The sequence below is a fragment of the Hyphomonas sp. genome (assembly GCF_046313735.1).
GTDB lineage: Bacteria > Pseudomonadota > Alphaproteobacteria > Caulobacterales > Hyphomonadaceae > Hyphomonas.
This window is the reverse complement of record NZ_JBKBXW010000001.1, coordinates 15738-32156: the sequence shown is the minus strand read 5'-3', so window position 1 is coordinate 32156 and position 16419 is coordinate 15738. Positions and strand designations below refer to the sequence as shown.

The following is a 16419-nucleotide window of genomic DNA, read 5'->3' as shown; positions in this document are numbered from 1 at the left end:
AGTTTGTCCGGACAAATTAGCCTGCAGGTGTGCAAAGTCAATCGCTGGCGGCCGCGAATTCGCGGGCCCGCTTCAGTTCGCCGCGCGGGGGTCGAAGATCAGCTGGTTGAGTTCGATCGTGTGGCCATCGGGGTCCACCAGCATGGAAACCATGACGATGATGTCGCCGGCCGGAGAGGGATAGCGCCGCTCGCGCGGCTCGCTGATCACGGTGACGCCGGGTACGGCAGCGGCGGCGTTGAAGCGGGCATCGAGATCGGTGGTGTTGAACAGGAGGACGACTTTGCCGGGAGTGAAATCGGCGGGCCCGGCCGGGGCAGTGTCCTTTTCCGTGGGGTCGAGGAATTGCCAGAGGCCGATCATGCCCATCTCGCCGCTGTTGGTCTGGGTCAGCACGAGGCGGGAGCGGTTCTGCCCATCCGCGCCATGGCGCGAAGTAAGACCCGGCGAGGTCAGCTCCTGATCATAGACCACATCGAAGCCGAGCGCGTCGCGGTAGAAGGCGAGCGAAGCGGCCATGTCGCGCACGACCAGCGTTGTGCGGCGCAGGTTGATCGGGTGGAGCGGATAGGGATTGTCGGCGCCGAGAAGGCCCGCCGGAGGCGCGGCGGGCGCGGGCGCTTCAGCTACAGGGGTTGCGCAGGCGGAGAGCATCAGCGCGGCGGCAACAGTAAGGGCGAAGCGTTTCATTCTTGCGGGTCCTTCCGGAGGAAAACATAGCCGCCCGCGCGCGGGCCCCATATCTGCTGGCCGTCTGCGTCCATGCCGCGGTCCCAGTTGACATAGGCGTCGGGCGTGCGGATCGAGCGGCTGTCGACCTTGACCCCGCCGCGCCAGTTGTTGGGGCAGTCGGCCCCGCCGGTCCAGTAGCCTTCGGAAATGCGGGTGAGGCCGCTCATGCAGGCCATCGTGCCGATCCATGCAGGGTCGAAGCCCTCCCCGCCCGCGCGCCAGATGCCACGCGCGCCTTCGCGGGCCTCGGGTGTATCGAGGCGGTAGGTGGTCGAGTGGACTTCAAACGGGCCGATGGCGCGCAGCTGCACGATCACCTGGAAGTAAGGCCGATCCTTCGCGCCGTCTGCCGGGGTCTCGTCCGGGGAGGCGGCAAGAATCGCGTTCTCCTGATAGAGCCAGACCCCGTCTGTGCGATCCGGCAGGATACGGACGGTCTCGCTCTCTACCCAGTCATAGCGGGGATCTGCGGACTGGGCGCGGCTGGTCCAGCTGCCCGCGGCGATCTCCGCAAACTCCGTGGCCGGATCAGCGAGTGCGGGCGCGGCGATCAGCGCGGCGGCGAGGGCGGCCAGGGCAGCAGTCCATCTCATCGGGCGGTCTCCGGGGATACATTCGCGGCGAAATGCGCCGCGATCTGCTCGCGCGTGGCGATCCAGACGCCGGGATGCGCCTTCACATGGCTGAGGAAATCTGAAAACGCCTTGATCCGCCCGGGCCGGCCAATGATGCGCAGGTGCAGGCCGAGGCTCATCATCCGCGCGCCGTCGCGCTCTGCTTCATCATACAGCCAGTCGAAGCTGCGGCGCGCATAGTCGAGCCACATGTCCGGCGTGAAGGCGGGCGCGAGCCAGAACTTCATGTCATTGGAATCGATGGCATAAGGCAGGATCACCATTGGCTGCTCGCCGCCATCGGACATCGCGACCTTGGCCCAATAGGGAAAGTCGTCCGAATAATCGTCCATATGATAGGTATAGCCCTGCTCCAGCAGCAGGCGCCGGGTGATGTCGGTATGCAGGTAGCGCGACAGCCAGCCGGACGGGCGCCGCCCGCAGGTCGCCGCAATGCTGGCCGTGCCCTTCTCGATGAAGGCGCGTTCGGCGGCCTCGTCCATGAAGGCGGTGAAGGCCCATTTGTAACCGTGATTGCAGGGCTCGTCGCCGCGCGCGGTGATGGCCTTCGCCAGCCAGGGCGCCTTTTCCAGTGCGAGGCCGCAGACGGTCCAGGTGGCGGGCACGCCGGCAGCGTCGAGGATGCGGATGATGCGCGGCGCGCCGCGATTGATCCCGTACTGATAATTCGTCTCATTGCCATGCACGCGGATCGGCTTGCCCGGCACGGCGCCAAGCTCGTCCACCGGTTCGGGCCGGCCGTCGCCCTCGTCGATGCGGCGCTCGGCGCCTTCCTCGACATTAACGACCACCGAGAGCGCGAGCTTTGCGCCGCCCGGCCAGGTGAAGCCTTCAGGGGCAGGATCAGGAGGCAGCGGGGTCAATGCGGTTCCTCCCCGCCGGAGACGTTCATGCTTTCGGCAGTGATGTAGGCGGCATCATCGGTGCAGAGCCAGGCGACGGCATTGGCGGTATCCTCCGGCAGGCCGGGGCGGCGCATGGGGATGCGCGCGGCCATGCTCGCAAGGTAATCCTCCACCGAGGCGGCGCCGACCACCTTGGAGAAATACTCGTTCTGCCAGGCGCCGAGACCGGTGGTGACATGGTTCGGGCAGACATTGTTGACCGTGATGCCGTGCGGCCCGAGCTCCACCGCGGCCGAGCGGACGAGGCCGACAAGGCCGTGCTTGGACGAGGTATAGGCCTGCGCATGGGGGAAGCCGGATTTGGCCGCCTGGCTCGCGATATTGACGATCCGCCCGCCCTTGCCGCGGGCCACCATGATCTCGGCGGCAGCTTTCAGGCCGAAGAACGCGCCCGTCAGGTTCACATCGATCACCGCGCGCCAATCCTCCTCGGTCACCTCCAGCAGCGGCTTCATGATATAGCCGATGCCGGCATTGTTGACCCAGATGTCGAGCGAGCCATGCGTATCCGCCGCATGGCGGGCCAGGGCGCGCACCTCCTCCAGCCTGCGCACATCGCAGACGCAGGTGGAGACCTGCCCGCCGAGGCCGCGCAGCTCGGCGGCAATGGATTCCATCTCATCGGTCGTGCCGATATGCGCCTCGCCGGTCGCTGCATCGCGGGCCTGGCCGATGTCGGATATCACAATGTTTGCCCCGTCGCTGGCCAGCCGGCGGGCGATTGCCTCGCCCAGCCCCTTGCGGCGGCCGGAGCCCGTAATGACGGCGGTCTTGCCGGAGAGTGTGCCCATCGCGCCCGCCCCTCAGCCGAGCTTGTCGGTGAGGATGAAGGCGAGGTCATCCGCCATCGCCTGGAACTCGGCGGCAATCTTCTGCATCGTCTCGGTCGAGACCTCCCCGCCGAAGACGCCCATATCGTTCACATCAATGATCTCGATATAGGCATAGGGCGGCTTCGCCTCGGACCCGAGCAGGCCGGAGGAGCGGAACACCTCGAACTTGTCGACGGATTTCAGGCCGTTGACGGTCGGGATGTCCTTCGTCCTCGCCCAGTTTTCATAGTCCGCTGCTGAAATTCCGGGTTTGAGATTGAAAAGTGCGACAATCCGGGTGCTCATACGGGTTCTCCCCTACTTGGTGGTCTCGCTTAAATGATATATCTTTTGGTCGAAGGTCAATCGGGAATTGGTCCCGCGCGTCCCGGAGGATAAGAATGGCTCACACGCAACGTCCCCGCAAACCCGCGCCGAAGCGCAAGCCGGCCGCGAAAGCTGCCCCGCCGTCCAGGGCCCCCGGGCGGGCTTATGACGGCCCGCCGGATTACCGTGTGGTCGGCCGCCACGGCGTCTTCCCGGAGACGAGCCATGACGAGATCGCTCGTTTCAACTTCCTCGCCCAGATGAACCGGCACCTGTCCGCCAATATCATGCCCGGCATCGCTGAAGCCTTCGAGGCGCGCGTGAAACCCGGTTTCGAAAAGGCCGAGAAACGCGCCTTCAAGGATCGCCACGAGGTGCGCAAGGCGCTCGCGAAGGATCCCGTCTGGCAATGGTGGTCGGCGCTGCGCCGCGCGACGATGGAGACCCGCCAGCAGGCCGGCCGCTGGGTCACGCTGCGCCAGGCCGGCGCCCTCAACGCCCGCGTTGCGGAGCTGACCGAGGGCGACGCCCGCCTCGTGCTGAAGCCCGGCTTCCGCCAGCCCCGCTCGACCGAGGCGATCGACCATCACTGCATGCCCGGCAGCTATCATACCGAACTCGTGCCCGGCGATGTGACCGGCGCAGCGAATTACGACATCGGTATCTTCGCCACCACGGGCGGGATGCTCGGCCGCTATAATGATGGCGGCGGCGTTGCGGTCGCTGAATGGGTTAAGAAAAACCTGCCGGACTTTGCACCGAAGCGCATCCTCGATATCGGCTGCGGCCTTGGCCATAATGTGCTGCCGCTGGCGCAGGCTTTCCCGGAAGCCGAGATCATCGCGGTGGACGCCGGCGCGCCGATGCTGCGCTACGGCCTTGCCCGGGCCAAGACCATGGGCATCAACAATGTGACCTTCATCCAGGGCGATGTCTCGAACCTCGCCGAATTTGCGGATGAAAGTTTCGATTGGATCCAGTCGACCATGTTCCTGCACGAGACCAGCTACAAGACGATGCCGATGATCTTTGCAGAGACGAAACGCCTCCTGAAGCCTGGCGGCATCGTGCTGCATGTCGAGCAGCCGCAATACACGCCCGAAATGCCCCTGTTTGAACAGGCGATGCGGGACTGGGACGCCTTCAACAACAACGAACCCTTCTGGACCAAGATGCACGAGATCGACCTCGATGCCTGGATGGAAAAAGCGGGCTTTGAGCGCACGAACCTCATCCATGGCGGGGTTGCCGCCGTCGTCGATCCGGAAGTGTTCCCTGAAGCGGCAAAAGACACCAAGCAGGAAGACTATGGCCGCAAGGCCGCCTGGCATGTCGTCGGCGCACGGAAGGTGGCATAGGCAATGTCTGCGAAACTTGATCCCGTCGCCCTCTCCGGCGCCAAGGCCAAGGGTAAGCGCCCCTGGTTCCTGAAGGATCCCGATGTCGAGCGGGTGATGAATATCACCCTCGCCCTGATGCAGGAAGTCGCTGTGCTCCGGGAACGGATGGATACGGTCGAACGCCTCCTGGAGCGCGACGGCAAGGTGACCCGCGCCTCCATCGAGGCCTTCACCCCGACCAAGGAAGAAGCCGCCGAGCGCGGCGCCTGGACGCAGGAATACATCGCCCGCGTGCTGCGCATCCTCCAGCAGGACCGCGAAGCGATCGAGCGCGGCGAGGAAGCCTCCTCCGAAGACGTCGCCGAGGAATTCGCGCGCACGACCTGACCGCTCAAGGTCACCATCTGTCTGCGAACGCCCGCCCTGACCCGGCGGGCGTTTTGCTGTCTGCCTGATTTTTAATCCCTGTACGTATTTTTCCGTATGGACCGGTATCCAGCGCCGATTTCAAAAGATATATCTTTTCAGATCGCCCAGCCCGGAGGCCCGTATGACAGACTTCCTCTCCCTCAACGAACTCGCGATCCTCCGTTGGCTGCATATCCTTGCCATGGTCTACTGGCTTGGCGGCGAATGGGGCGTGTTCCAGACCTCCTACAAGGTGATCAATCCCGCGCTGTCGCTGGAAGAGCGCAGCCGGCACATGGACACGGCCTACCGCATCGACATCATGGCGCGCACGGGCATCATCTCCCTCCTGCCGCTCGGGATGCATATGGGCTATATCTGGGGAATGCAGCCCTATGGCGGCGGCTGGCTGGCCGCCATGTGGGTTCTCTGGGCCGCCTGGATGGCGCTCACCTGGGGCGCGTTCGCCAATCGCGGCACGCCGCTCGGCAAGCGCCTCTCCGACATCGAGGACTGGACGCGCTACATCCTGATCCCGGTACTGATCATTTCCTCGCTCTCCTCCCTCCTCGGCCATGGACCGTTCGAGGCAGGCCTCGGCCAGAAATGGTTCTCGGCGAAGCTCCTCACCTATGGGTCTCTGCTGGTGCTCGGCGTCGGCCTGCGCCTTATCATGCATGAATGGCGCGCGCTGTTCCCGCTGCTCGCCGCCGGGCCGAGCCCTGAAGCGGAAGCAAAGCTCAAACGCTCCATCGGCCATGGCCGCACCATCGCCTATGTCTACTGGATCGGCATTGCCGCCACCGCCTTCTTCGGCGCGGTGAAACCGTTCTGACGCCGCCTCAGAAGGTCGGCGAGGCGGGAGGCTCCGTTATGACGAATACGGACGGATCGATTGCCTCGCCGATCACCACGCGCGTCCACACCGCCTCATTCGCCTTCACACCGTCATAATGCAGGCGCACGCGCCCCGGCTGCACCCAGCGGGACCCCGGCACGGAGAAGAAATGCGAATAGCGCCGCTCATGCCAGCCGCGCGGCGTGCCGAAACCGGCATAGACGGTCGCAAAGTCAGACTGGCGGATGCCGAAGATCGTGCGGCCGCCCGACGGATCGGTCAGCGCGATCATATAGGCCGGCGCGCCATCGATCAGGTCATCCGGCAGGCGCGCCTGCGTCCAACCTTCATCGAGTCCATTGCGAATGGCGCCAAAGCCGAAATTCGAGGCCCAGGCCCGCGCGGCAACATCCTCCGGCACCGGACCATTCTGGTCATAGGTCGTCTCGCCATCAAACGCGATCAGCATGGCGATGGCGTCGCCCGTCCAGGCCTCGATGCGCACCTTGCCCTCGGCGGCATGGGCGTTCGCCTTGGTGTCGGAAAACTCCCGCCACATCGCATACCGGTCCCACAGCACTTCCGATCCATCCGGCCGGCGGATGATGTTGTAGCCTTCCAGATAAAGGCTCTTCACCCCGCGCCAGTCTTCCCCGCCCGCCGCCTCATGCGCGGCTGCGAGTATCTCGCGCGCGGTCAGCTGCGGATTGGCCTGCACGGCAGCGGGCATCTCGCCGCGCCGCGAAACCTCCGGCGGCGGACCATCGAAGCGCGGCGCCTCGCCTGCCTCCGGCACACCCGCGCAGGCTGCCAGCAGCGCCGCCATCATCAGGCCAACGCCGCGCCTCATGCCGGCTCCTCCACGATCATCACATGCGCTTCGGCCAGCGGCGCGCGCGCCGCTTTGAGCGCCTGGTATTCCGCGCTGTCCCAGAAGCGGCGAATCGCTTCCTTGTCCGGCCAGCGGGAAATCACCGCGCTCGCCCCGGCAAACATCCCCCCTTCAAGGCTCTCCACCCCCGGCGCGCGCACGACATATTCCCCGCCAAAACGCTGCACCAGCGCCGCCGCCGGCACGGCATACTCGCTCAGGAAGCGCGCACGGTCCTTCACCGCTGCAAAAACGATCATGTAAGCTGCCATCACGTCCCTTTCGGCTTGGACCTCTCGATTCAAATGATATATCTTTTATAGAAGAGCCTCCAGAGCCCCACAATCCCGAATAAAAACCCGAAAGGCCCGCCCCTATGAAACTCCTCCGCGCCGCCACGCTGACCGTAGCCGATCTTGCCCGTGCCATCGGCAACTATCAGAAATATTTCGACTATTCGGTGGTGGAACAGGGCGAGCTTCCCGCTGACCTCGCCGTCAGCTGGGACGCGCCGGCCTCCGCCGGGCGTCCCTATGCGGTCCTGAAGCCTGCCTCCGGCGCTGATGTCTACATCCGCTTCATCGAGCAGCCGCCCGTGCCGGGCTATACCGCGCTGCGCTCCTATGGCTGGAACGCCATCGAGATCTGCGTAGAGGATGTGCTGGCGGCGAATGCGCGCATGGAAGGCTCGCCCTTCGAGATCATCGGCCCGCCGCGCGAGATTGACGGCCTGCCGGCCATCTATCCGATGCAGGTGAAAGGCCCGGACGAGGAAATCGTCTACCTCACCCAGATCCGCGACGACCTGCCGGCCTTCGACCTGCCGCGCGCCGGTGCGCCCATCGACAAGCTGTTCATCCTCGTGCTCGGCTGCAGCGACATGAAGGCGTCGCTCGACTGGATGGTGCGCCATTGCGGCCTCACCATCGGGCGCGACGAAATGGAAATCGTGTACACCATGCTCGCCAAGGCCTATGGCACGCCGATGGAGGAGCTGCACAAGATCTCCACCATGATCCATGGCCGCGATGTGTTCCTCGAGCTTGATCAGTACCCGGACGCAGCCATTGATCGCCCCCGCCATGCCGGAATGCTCGTGCCCGGCTGCGCCGTTGGCACGCTGTGGCATCCGGATTTCGATACGCTGCCCGGCCCGTGGATTACGCCGCCGGAACGCCGCGATGGCCCCATCTATCAGGGCAAGCGCGCCGCCACGATGAAAGACCTCGATGGCGCGCTGATCGAGATTGTCGAGTCATGAAACGCTATGTCCTGAAGGCGCCGCTCAGCGCGGCCCCGGTCGCGTCGGATTTCACCACCATCGACGTGCCCGCGCCTGACTGCCCGGAGGGCGGCCTCCTTGTACGGACGGTTTATCTCTCGCTCGACCCCTATATCGGCTCGCGCCTGCGCGGCCGGCATATGGGCGATGTCCCGCCCCGGCCGATGCAGGACGCCATCCCCGGCGCCATCGTCGGCCAGGTGATCGCCAGCCGCGCGGCGGGCGTCGCGGAAGGCGATTATGTCCATGCCATGGAAGGCGGCTGGCAGGAAGTCTGCGCCCTCGGCCCCGGCAGTTTCCGCAAGCTCGATCCCGCCGCCGCGCCGCTGCGCGCGCATATCGGCGTCCTCGGGATGCCGGGTCTCACCGCCTGGGCGGGCATCACGCGGCTTGCAAAAGTGGGCGCCGGGGATGTCGTCCTGATCGATGCCGCCGCTGGCGCTGTCGGAGGCACGGCCGGCCAGATTGCGCGGCTGAAGGGCGCTTCGAAGATCGTCGGCATTGCCGGCGGGTCGGAAAAATGCCGCGTGGTCACAGACACTTACGGCTTCGACGCCTGTATCGACTACAAGGCCGAAGGCTGGCAGGCGCGCCTGAAAGAGGTCCTCCCAGAAGGCGCCAGCGTGTTCTTCGAGAACGTCTCCGCCGAGATGGCGATGATCGCCCTGTCGGTCTCGAAACCTTATGTGCGCGGCGTGCTCTGCGGCCTTGCCGATGCCTACCAGGCGGCCACGCCCCAGGCCCATGCCCTGAACGCAGGCGCCATCATTGGCAAGCGCGCGCAGATGCTCGGCCTCGTCGTCTATGATTTCTATCCGGACTGGGACGATTATGTCGCCGAAGCCTCCGTCTGGATCCGCGAGGGCCGGCTCGCCTTCGCAGAGGACGCCGCCACCGGCCTCGACGCCGCTCCGGCCCTGATGGAGAAACTAATGCGTGGGCAGAATATCGGCAAGCCGATCATCACCGTGTCGGAGGAGCGCGCATGATGACCCGTGTAAAGCGCGCCTATACCGATGGCCGCTTCGGCCAGCTCCACTACCGCATCGCCGCGCCGGAGATCCCCTCCGCACTGCCGCCGCTCTACTGCCTGCACCAGAGCCCCAAATGCGGCCTCGAATTCGAAACGCTGATGCGCACGGTGGGCCGCGAGCGCATCGTGGTTGCGCCGGATTATCCGGGCTATGGCGGCTCCGATGCACCGCCTGCGGAACATGACGCCACCACCCCCGCCTATGCCGAAGCCTGCTGGCAGGTGGCAGGCGCCCTCGGCCATGACACGCTGGATCTCTTCGGGAACCATACCGGCGCCAAGGTCGCCGCCGAAATGGCGACCTCCCGGCCGGACCGTGTGCGGAGCATCGCGATGGTCTCCGCCGCGCTGCTGACGCCGGAGGAACGCGCCTTCTTCTCGGACTACTTCACGCCGATCCCGCTGGATGAGGCCGGCACGCGCTTCACCACGATGTGGGAGCGGATCCTCAAGCGCCGCGGGCCCGGCACCAGCCTGGAAATGCTCGCCCAGTCCTACATGATGAACCTGCTCGGCGGCGAAGCCTATGAATGGGGCCACATCGCCGCCTTCGCCTGGGACCAGCCCTTCGTGGACGCTTTGAAGACGCTGCCCCACCGGATCACGATCTTGAACCCCGATGACGACCTTGCCGAATGCACGCGCCGCGCCCCGGCGCTGCTGAAGAACGGCGAAGTCATCGAATGCCCTCAGTGGGGCTATAATTTCATGGATGTCTGGCCGGAGGACGTCGCCGCCCTCCTCGCCAAAGTCCTGCGCTGAGTTTTTCGCTGAGTGCTCCGCTGGCGGATCGTCCGCCGGCGGTCGCGGCTCAGGCCTGCGCCCGCGCCACGCCCTCTGCCGTCTCTTCCTTCGCCTCGACCAGCCCGTGTGTCGTATACCGGTATCGCCCGAGGAACAGGATCGGCACCGTGAACACGAAGAGCAGGATCGCCGACTTGCTCAGCGTCCAGTCCCATCCATGGCTGTCGGCGAAATTGTTCATGATCGTCGGCCCGAAGCCCGCCCCGGCGGCGAAGAAGCCATAGAGCGCGCCATAGATGGCCGAATAGGATTTCATCCCGAAATATTTCGAGACGAGATAGGCCATGAAATCATACTCCACCCCCGCCCCGAAGCCGATCATCAGGATGGCGAGCGTGGCGATGGCGGGCGAGACCTCCCCGGTCAGGAAGTAGAGCGCCAGCGCGGGCGAAGCCAGGAAGATGAACGCCACCCCCGGCGCCCAGAAATGGTCGATCAGCCACCCGCCGACAAGCCGCCCCATCAGCACGGCAAGCCCCGTCAGCGTCGCAAGGCCCACGGCATCCGGCACGCTGAAGCCCTTGGACGCCAGCAGCGGCACAAGGCTCGGAATGATCGCGCCCAGCGCATAGGAGATCGGCACGAAGCACACCGCCAGCAGCCAGAACCGCCAGGTCCGCACGGTCTCGCCCAGCGTCATGCCGGGCAGCACGACCTTGCCGCCCTCGCGCGAGACTTCCGGCGGCGCAGTATTGATCGGGAAAATCATCATCGCCAGCGGCGGCACCAGGATCAGCGCCATGAACGCAAACGCCATGATGTTCTGCAGCGCGAGGCCCTGCGCCTCATATTGCGGCCAGACGAATTTCAGCGACATGTAGATGAGCCAGATCGCCCCGCCGAGCGAGATCGCCAGCACCGGCACCTTGAAGCGCGTGATCGCTGCATCCCGCGCCGGCTCGTCGCTGATATCGCGCAGCGAAAGATATGCAATCGGCAGCGCAATGATCAGCGGCAGCAGGCCCAGCAGCACATAGGCCGTGCGCCAGCCATCGGTGGAGACAATGTATTGCGCGAAGGATTTCGCCAGTGCGCCGAACACACCGGTGGCAATCAGCGCGATGCCGAGCGCGATGCCGCGCCGCTTGTCGAACCAGTTATTGATCGGCCGGGTGAAGGTGATCGGCAGCGTGCCGACGCCGGCCACCGCCAGCAGGAACCAGAGCGCAAAGTAAAGCGGGATATTGCCCGTGTTCAGCGACAGGCCCATCATCGACAGGCTGAACGTCACGATCGAGATCAGCGCCACGCGCCGCGCGCCAAACCGCTCTGCCATCCATCCGATCACCGGCGACATGAAAAACGCGCCGAGCGTATAGATCGCCAGTGCGCTGTAGACCTGCCCCCGCGTCCAGCCGAATTCCGCGCTCAGCGGGCCGACCATCACATCAATCGTGTAGAAAGGCAGCGGCGACAGGCCGAGGCCCACGCCGACCGCTGCTGCGCTGAGAACTGGCCAGCCGCGCTTGAATTCGCCTGTCTCCGCCATGGATCCCGCTCCTTTACGTAATAATCCGGCTTGCACGGCGAACGCCGCGCTGCCAATCCTTGCGCAATTGGTATATCATTTGAGCCGCCCGTCGAGAGGAAATCGCCAGATGGACCTGAACCGCCGGAAATTCGCCCTGCTTTCAGGCGCAGCGCTGCTCGCCGCCTGCGGACCCGGCGCTGCGCCTGCCGCCGCGCCCGCCATCGGCCGGCGGGACGACGCCGATGTGATCATCCTCGGCGCGGGGCTGTCCGGCCTTCATGCAGCGCGGATGCTCGCAGACATTGGCATGAAGGTGCTGGTGCTCGAAGCCGCATCCCGCCCCGGCGGGCGGATGATGACGCTGGACGATGTGCCCGGCCAGCCCGAAGGCGGCGGCCAGCAGGTCGGCCAGACCTATGCGCGCATCCGCAAGAGCGCGCTCGACCTTGGTATCCGCGTGCTGCCCTATCCGACGCGCCCGCGCGATGCGGCGATCGCCGTAGGCGGGCGTATCATGCCGATGGCGGACTGGGCGGGCGCCGCAGAAAATCCGCTTCCCGAACCCTACCGCGCGCTCAGCCCCTCCGCCGCCCTGCTGGTGACTGCGGGCCGCGCCAATCCCTTTGCCGACAATTATGCCTGGCGCGAGATTGCGCCGGAGGCGGATGTTTCTGCCGATGCCTTCCTCGCCGCACAGGGCTTTGACGGCGCCGCCCGCGCGCTGATCGACACTTCGCTCAATGGCAACAGCCTCGCCACCTATTCCATCGCCAACACCTGGCGCTCGCTGACGCTGTATGCGGAGGATTCCGGCCTCGGCCCATCCGAGCGGATCGAGGGCGGCTCCTCCCGCCTGACCGAGGCGATGGCCGCGAGCCTTCCAGGTGGCGCGCTACTGCTGGAAACCCGGATCGAGGCCCTGACTGAACGCGGCGACCATGTCGAGATCCGCGCCGGCGGGCGCACCTTCACCGCGCCCTTCGCCATCTGCAGCCTTCCCTTTCCGGCATTGCGGCAGGTCGCGTTTACCGCTGCCGAGGCTGATCCGGCCACGGAGCTCCGCCGCGCCGCCATTTCCGGCCTCCCCTATACCCGGATCCATCAGGTGCATGTCATACCCGAGGCGCGCTATTGGGAAGCCGATGGCCTGCCCGCTGAAATGTGGACCGATGGACCGCTGGAGCGCGTCTTCGCCAATTATGACGAGCACGGAGGACTTGCGAGCCTCACCTGCTGGATCAACGGCACAGCCGCAGACCCCTCCCGCAACGATGAAGACTGGTTCGCCCTCGCCGACGCAGAATTCCGCCGCCTGCGCGGCAGCGGCGTACGCGGCGTGCGCGTTGTGCGCTGGGACGAGACAACGCCCGGCGCGGGCGGCGCCTATATGCACTGGGCTCCCGGCCAGATTGGCGAATGGGCGGGCCGCATGGGCGCGCCCTCAGGCCGCATCCACTTCGCGGGCGAACACCTCTCCTTCCTGCACACCGGCATGGAAGGCGCGATGGAGAGCGGAGAATCCGCCGCCTACGGAGTGATGGAAGCCGCCGCCCCGGCCTGATCAGGGCTCCGCGCCATCGCGGGTGCAGCTTGCCTGCAGCCAGCGCAGGTTAATGCCGATCCGGTCCTCGCCGCCGCCCGTCCAGGCATAGGACACTGCGCGGTCAGAGGCGCCTTCCAGCACATACAGCGTCAGCGATCCGCGCCGCGCGCCATGGGGCCAGTCCACATCGCGCAGCTTCAGCCGCACGGTGCGCGGCGGCGTTTCGTCGCTCTCCAGAACGGCGTCCCCGCCCTGGTCATGCAGGGTGAGGCCCTGCCGGAAATCCCAGCCGCTCATCCCCTCGCCGCTGTCGCCATGCACAGCGCCGCGCAAGATAGCCGCCCAGCAGGTGAACGTCCGTGCCCGGCGGAACGCCTGCAGCCCGCCCACACGCACATCCATGTCTGCGTCCGTCAGGAACAGCTCTGCCGCCCCCGCGCCCAGCAGCGTGCACTCGCCCGCGTTCGCCACCCCGGCAAAGCCGCCCGCCCGCCGCTTCCAGCGGATCACGCAAGCGCCGCCACCGATCCGCTCCTCGATCTCGCTTCCGGTAATCTCAAACGAATGGCGCAATTCACCGGACCCGGCACCGGGACCCGTCAGCACACTGACCAGCCCGCCATCACTTGCCGGGCGGATTTCCCACTCAGTGACACCCACGGGCGCTTCGCCCGCATATCCTGCCTCTCCCCAGAAAAACACCTGCCGGTCATCCGACCACAGCCCCGCACGCATCGCGGCAAGGTCAGCAATGTCCTTCTGCAGGTAGGGCGGCGGCGATGGCGCCTCGGCCACCATCGGCCCCGCCGCAGCGCACCCAGACAGCACCCAAATGGCCAACGCCCTCCGCATACAGATGTTCCCTCTGCCCCCAAAAGAAAACGGCGCCGGAACGGGGGGTCCGGCGCCGCATCGAGGTTTGCCGAAGCCGACCGGTCAGAACCGGACGCGCAGCTCGGCGCCGAACTGCGGGCCGTTCCGCCGGGTTCCGAAGAAGGCCCGCGGCGCGCCGCGCGAAGCGGTCACCGGTGCCGAGTTGGGGCTGAACGCCGTGATGAAATACGGCGCCTGCAGCCAGCGCGTGGCCATCACGATGGAGTCTTCGTCGAAGATGTTCTGGCCATAGGCCGACAGCGACCATTTATCCGTCTCGAAGCCGAAGCGCGCGCCGAAGATCGTGGCATCGCCCGTCTCGGCAAGGTTGTGCACCTGCACGAATTTCGAGCTTTCATACGTCACATTGCCCGTGACGAAGAAATTGGAGTCGAAGGGGCCAGCCCCGTCAAAGTCGAGCCGCACGAAGGCGCTCGCCTGATGCTCCGAGGTCAAAGGGAAGCGCTTGCCTGCGATGTCGCATGTGGCCGGGCCCGATCCGGGGAACAGCGCAGTGAAGTCAACGCCACTATTGTTTGCCGGATTATTGAAGAGCCCGCCGCCCGATGTCAGGATCCACTGATCCGGGTCACAGCCCTTGGTGAATTCCGGCACCGTCCAGGCATAGGTCAGGCCACTGGAGATGATCCGGTTGATCGCACCAGAGAGCTCGATCTCGAGACCCTTGATCTCGCCTTCACCCTGGTTGGTGGCTACCGAGTTGATGGCGCCCTGCGGGCTTGCAATCGCGTTGGTCAGCTGGACATTCGTTGCCTTGGTGAAATAGCCGGCGGCGGCCAGCGTCCAGTCGCCGATACCGAAATCCGGCAGCGGCGTCTTGAGGCCGATCTCGATATTGTCGGACTCTTCCTGCTTGTAGGTTGGCATTCCGACCGCCTCGCCAATCGCTCCGTTGATGCCGCCCGGCTTCACGCCCTGCGAGAGGATGCCATAGATGCTGCCGCCATTGTCGAGGCCATAGCGCACCGTCAGTCGCGGGGTAAACTTGCTGAAGGACACAGACGGCGTCGCGACCGATGACCGGTCGGTCTTCTGCTCTTCCTGATAACGCCCTTCGAGCGTGACCGTGATCTTGTCCGTCAGGTCGCCTTCGATCAGTCCGAAAACGGCCTCGTTGCGAACGCTCCGCCGGTTTGTATCGACCGCGCGGCCCGAAGGATCGGCGAAGGTGATGTCGCCCTCATAGATCGTCTGGTTGTAGTAATAAACGCCCAGCATGCCGCGAATGCGCTGGTCCTGCGGCGAATTCAGCTGAAGCTCGGCGCTGTAATCCTCATTGTCGCGGCGCGTCGTGTTGGCAAAGAACGGCTCAACCGTTGGCCCCGAGAGGAACCAGTTCACGGAGGAATGGTCGCTGTCCGAGCCAAACTTGTAATGCTCCTTGGAATACCCGCCGAGCAGCGAGGCGCTCCAGCCGCTGTCGCCCAAGCGAAGCGTGTTAACAGTCGAGACAACCCAAAGGTCGCTGAGGATCCCGTCAAAGGCCGTGCCATCTGCCAGACTGTAGGGCTGCGGCGCAAAAGGCAGCGTCGCATTGATCGGAACGCCCGGCACGAGGTTCGGAATACCATCCGCATCCGGACCAGTGTTTAGCGCCACCTGCCCCGGCTTGATGACGCCGCAATAATACTGGTTGATGTTCTGGCTGCCAGCCAGCGTCCAGTAGCGCTGAGAGCGGTATCCCGGCGAACAATTGTTCGCCTGAGCCGGCTGCAGGAACAGCGGGATCGTGCCGTCGCGGTCTTCCTGGAAGCTGACGCGCAGGCGGCTGTCGAAGTTCTGCGTCGGCTTCCAGTCGAGCACAGTTGAAAAGCTCGTGCTTTGCTCCTGCCCCACAAGCTCGCCGGTCACGAGGTTGCGATGCTCGCCGCCATATTCATAATCGCGGAAGGAGAGACGCCCGGTCAGCCCCGGCAGGATCGGGCCGGACATCGTGGCCGCAATCTCTCGCGTGTTGTTGGTGCCACCGCGGACTTTCGCTGAGGCTTCGAACGTGTCCGTGCCGCCGCGCGTGATGAAATTGATCGCGCCGGCATAGGTGTTCCGGCCGTACAGCGCCGATTGCGGGCCCTTGATGACCTCGACCCGCTGCAGCTCGTTCGGGTCCAGGCTCTGGATGGAGCCGGCATAATAGACCCCGTCAATGAAGTAGGCCGTCCCGGACTCAACCCCGAATTGCACCCCCGCCAGCACGTTCGACTGGCCCCGGATGACCGGGCGCTCGGTCGAGCGGCCAAAGGCAGCAGAGAAAGACAGGCCCGGCGTGAAGCGCGCGACATCATCGACGCTCTGCAGCTGGAGATTCTCGATCGCGCTCTCGTCAAACGCGCTGACTGCGACCGGCGCCTGCAGGATCGTCTCCTCACGCCGGCGGGCGCTGACGGTGATCACATCCTGCTTCAGCTCGGTCTCGTCGCTCGCCTCCTGCGCATAGGCAGGCGCTGCCTGAACACTCATCGCCAGGGCGGCCGCCCCAGCGAGCAATACGGTCTTCTTCATCTCAGCTACTCCCCGCTGCGTCACT

At 65.3% G+C, this 16419-nt stretch carries 17 protein-coding genes; 7 read left to right on the top strand and 10 right to left on the bottom strand.

Annotation, left to right across the window (positions count from 1 at the left end; genetic code table 11):
- Window positions 1–72: 72 nt before the first annotated feature.
- From ACK4SV_RS00145 to ACK4SV_RS00125, 5 genes are read right to left on the bottom strand one after another with little or no spacing between them, the layout of a single operon-like run.
- Window positions 73–690: a VOC family protein gene (locus tag ACK4SV_RS00145; RefSeq protein ID WP_409915753.1), complete on the bottom strand. Its 618-nt coding sequence runs from the start codon at window positions 688–690 to the stop codon at window positions 73–75.
- The gene (locus ACK4SV_RS00140; protein ID WP_409915752.1) at window positions 687–1325 is read right to left on the bottom strand and encodes a CpcT/CpeT family chromophore lyase; all 639 of its coding nucleotides are present in this window, start codon (window positions 1323–1325) and stop codon (window positions 687–689) included. The genes ACK4SV_RS00145 and ACK4SV_RS00140 overlap by 4 nt, the downstream gene beginning before the upstream one ends.
- Complete coding sequence (locus ACK4SV_RS00135) at window positions 1322–2230, bottom strand: polysaccharide deacetylase family protein (RefSeq protein WP_409915751.1); 909 nt, start codon at window positions 2228–2230, stop codon at window positions 1322–1324. Before ACK4SV_RS00135 ends, ACK4SV_RS00140 begins: the two co-directional genes overlap by 4 nt.
- Complete coding sequence (locus ACK4SV_RS00130) at window positions 2227–3063, bottom strand: SDR family NAD(P)-dependent oxidoreductase (RefSeq protein ID WP_409915750.1); 837 nt, start codon at window positions 3061–3063, stop codon at window positions 2227–2229. The genes ACK4SV_RS00135 and ACK4SV_RS00130 overlap by 4 nt, the downstream gene beginning before the upstream one ends.
- A 12-nt stretch (window positions 3064–3075) precedes the next feature.
- Window positions 3076–3390: an REDY-like protein HapK gene (locus ACK4SV_RS00125; protein WP_409915749.1), complete on the bottom strand. Its 315-nt coding sequence runs from the start codon at window positions 3388–3390 to the stop codon at window positions 3076–3078.
- Between the two features lie 95 nt (window positions 3391–3485).
- Here ACK4SV_RS00125 and ACK4SV_RS00120 point away from each other — a divergent pair, with 95 nt between their 5' ends.
- From ACK4SV_RS00120 to ACK4SV_RS00110, 3 genes are all read left to right on the top strand, one after another.
- Window positions 3486–4769: a class I SAM-dependent methyltransferase gene (locus tag ACK4SV_RS00120; protein WP_409915748.1), complete on the top strand. Its 1284-nt coding sequence runs from the start codon at window positions 3486–3488 to the stop codon at window positions 4767–4769.
- A gap of 3 nt (window positions 4770–4772) precedes the next feature.
- Window positions 4773–5138, top strand: a complete 366-nt coding sequence (locus tag ACK4SV_RS00115; RefSeq protein ID WP_409915747.1) for a hypothetical protein — start codon at window positions 4773–4775, stop codon at window positions 5136–5138.
- Window positions 5139–5301: 163 nt separating this feature from the next.
- The gene (locus tag ACK4SV_RS00110; RefSeq protein ID WP_409915746.1) at window positions 5302–5994 is read left to right on the top strand and encodes a hypothetical protein; all 693 of its coding nucleotides are present in this window, start codon (window positions 5302–5304) and stop codon (window positions 5992–5994) included.
- A gap of 7 nt (window positions 5995–6001) precedes the next feature.
- Here ACK4SV_RS00110 and ACK4SV_RS00105 read toward each other — a convergent pair whose 3' ends face one another.
- Together ACK4SV_RS00105 and ACK4SV_RS00100 are read right to left on the bottom strand one after the other, a co-directional pair.
- Window positions 6002–6847 (bottom strand): hypothetical protein, encoded by an 846-nt coding sequence (locus tag ACK4SV_RS00105; protein WP_409915745.1) that lies wholly within the window; start codon window positions 6845–6847, stop codon window positions 6002–6004.
- Window positions 6844–7140 carry a DUF1330 domain-containing protein gene (locus ACK4SV_RS00100; protein ID WP_409915744.1) on the bottom strand — a complete coding sequence of 99 codons (297 nt, stop codon included), beginning with the start codon at window positions 7138–7140 and terminating at the stop codon, window positions 6844–6846. Before ACK4SV_RS00100 ends, ACK4SV_RS00105 begins: the two co-directional genes overlap by 4 nt.
- Before the next feature lie 104 nt (window positions 7141–7244).
- Between ACK4SV_RS00100 and ACK4SV_RS00095 the strand changes: the two genes are divergently transcribed.
- Genes ACK4SV_RS00095 through ACK4SV_RS00085 form a run of 3 tightly spaced genes read left to right on the top strand, consistent with a single transcriptional unit; the run spans window position 7245 to window position 9945 of the window.
- On the top strand, window positions 7245–8129 hold the full coding sequence (locus ACK4SV_RS00095) for a hypothetical protein (protein ID WP_409915743.1): 885 nt from the start codon (window positions 7245–7247) through the stop codon (window positions 8127–8129).
- On the top strand, window positions 8126–9139 hold the full coding sequence (locus tag ACK4SV_RS00090) for a zinc-binding dehydrogenase (protein ID WP_409915742.1): 1014 nt from the start codon (window positions 8126–8128) through the stop codon (window positions 9137–9139). Before ACK4SV_RS00095 ends, ACK4SV_RS00090 begins: the two co-directional genes overlap by 4 nt.
- On the top strand, window positions 9136–9945 hold the full coding sequence (locus ACK4SV_RS00085) for an alpha/beta fold hydrolase (protein ID WP_409915741.1): 810 nt from the start codon (window positions 9136–9138) through the stop codon (window positions 9943–9945). The genes ACK4SV_RS00090 and ACK4SV_RS00085 overlap by 4 nt, the downstream gene beginning before the upstream one ends.
- Before the next feature lie 49 nt (window positions 9946–9994).
- On the opposite strand, the gene ACK4SV_RS00080 is transcribed toward ACK4SV_RS00085, so the two are convergent.
- A complete protein-coding gene (locus ACK4SV_RS00080; protein ID WP_409915740.1) occupies window positions 9995–11476 on the bottom strand; it encodes an MFS transporter in 1482 nt (493 codons plus the stop codon).
- Between the two features lie 109 nt (window positions 11477–11585).
- On the opposite strand from ACK4SV_RS00080, the gene ACK4SV_RS00075 reads away from it, so the two are divergent.
- Window positions 11586–13019, top strand: a complete 1434-nt coding sequence (locus ACK4SV_RS00075; protein WP_409915739.1) for a flavin monoamine oxidase family protein — start codon at window positions 11586–11588, stop codon at window positions 13017–13019.
- Here the strand turns inward: ACK4SV_RS00075 and ACK4SV_RS00070 are convergent, their stop codons facing one another.
- Together ACK4SV_RS00070 and ACK4SV_RS00065 are read right to left on the bottom strand one after the other, a co-directional pair.
- The gene (locus tag ACK4SV_RS00070; protein WP_409915738.1) at window positions 13020–13841 is read right to left on the bottom strand and encodes a hypothetical protein; all 822 of its coding nucleotides are present in this window, start codon (window positions 13839–13841) and stop codon (window positions 13020–13022) included.
- A 96-nt stretch (window positions 13842–13937) separates the two neighbouring features.
- A complete protein-coding gene (locus ACK4SV_RS00065; RefSeq protein WP_409915737.1) occupies window positions 13938–16394 on the bottom strand; it encodes a TonB-dependent receptor in 2457 nt (818 codons plus the stop codon).
- Between the last annotated feature and the right edge of the window lie 25 nt (window positions 16395–16419).

Coding starts and splice junctions, on each gene's coding strand:
- ACK4SV_RS00145 (WP_409915753.1), bottom strand. CDS start 690: ATGAAACGCTTCGCCCTTACTGTTGCCGCCGCGCTGATGCTCTCCGCC.
- ACK4SV_RS00140 (WP_409915752.1), bottom strand. CDS start 1,325: ATGAGATGGACTGCTGCCCTGGCCGCCCTCGCCGCCGCGCTGATCGCC.
- ACK4SV_RS00130 (WP_409915750.1), bottom strand. CDS start 3,063: ATGGGCACACTCTCCGGCAAGACCGCCGTCATTACGGGCTCCGGCCGC.
- ACK4SV_RS00125 (WP_409915749.1), bottom strand. CDS start 3,390: ATGAGCACCCGGATTGTCGCACTTTTCAATCTCAAACCCGGAATTTCA.
- ACK4SV_RS00120 (WP_409915748.1), top strand. CDS start 3,486: ATGGCTCACACGCAACGTCCCCGCAAACCCGCGCCGAAGCGCAAGCCG.
- ACK4SV_RS00115 (WP_409915747.1), top strand. CDS start 4,773: ATGTCTGCGAAACTTGATCCCGTCGCCCTCTCCGGCGCCAAGGCCAAG.
- ACK4SV_RS00110 (WP_409915746.1), top strand. CDS start 5,302: ATGACAGACTTCCTCTCCCTCAACGAACTCGCGATCCTCCGTTGGCTG.
- ACK4SV_RS00105 (WP_409915745.1), bottom strand. CDS start 6,847: ATGAGGCGCGGCGTTGGCCTGATGATGGCGGCGCTGCTGGCAGCCTGC.
- ACK4SV_RS00100 (WP_409915744.1), bottom strand. CDS start 7,140: ATGGCAGCTTACATGATCGTTTTTGCAGCGGTGAAGGACCGTGCGCGC.
- ACK4SV_RS00095 (WP_409915743.1), top strand. CDS start 7,245: ATGAAACTCCTCCGCGCCGCCACGCTGACCGTAGCCGATCTTGCCCGT.
- ACK4SV_RS00090 (WP_409915742.1), top strand. CDS start 8,126: ATGAAACGCTATGTCCTGAAGGCGCCGCTCAGCGCGGCCCCGGTCGCG.
- ACK4SV_RS00085 (WP_409915741.1), top strand. CDS start 9,136: ATGATGACCCGTGTAAAGCGCGCCTATACCGATGGCCGCTTCGGCCAG.
- ACK4SV_RS00080 (WP_409915740.1), bottom strand. CDS start 11,476: ATGGCGGAGACAGGCGAATTCAAGCGCGGCTGGCCAGTTCTCAGCGCA.
- ACK4SV_RS00075 (WP_409915739.1), top strand. CDS start 11,586: ATGGACCTGAACCGCCGGAAATTCGCCCTGCTTTCAGGCGCAGCGCTG.
- ACK4SV_RS00065 (WP_409915737.1), bottom strand. CDS start 16,394: ATGAAGAAGACCGTATTGCTCGCTGGGGCGGCCGCCCTGGCGATGAGT.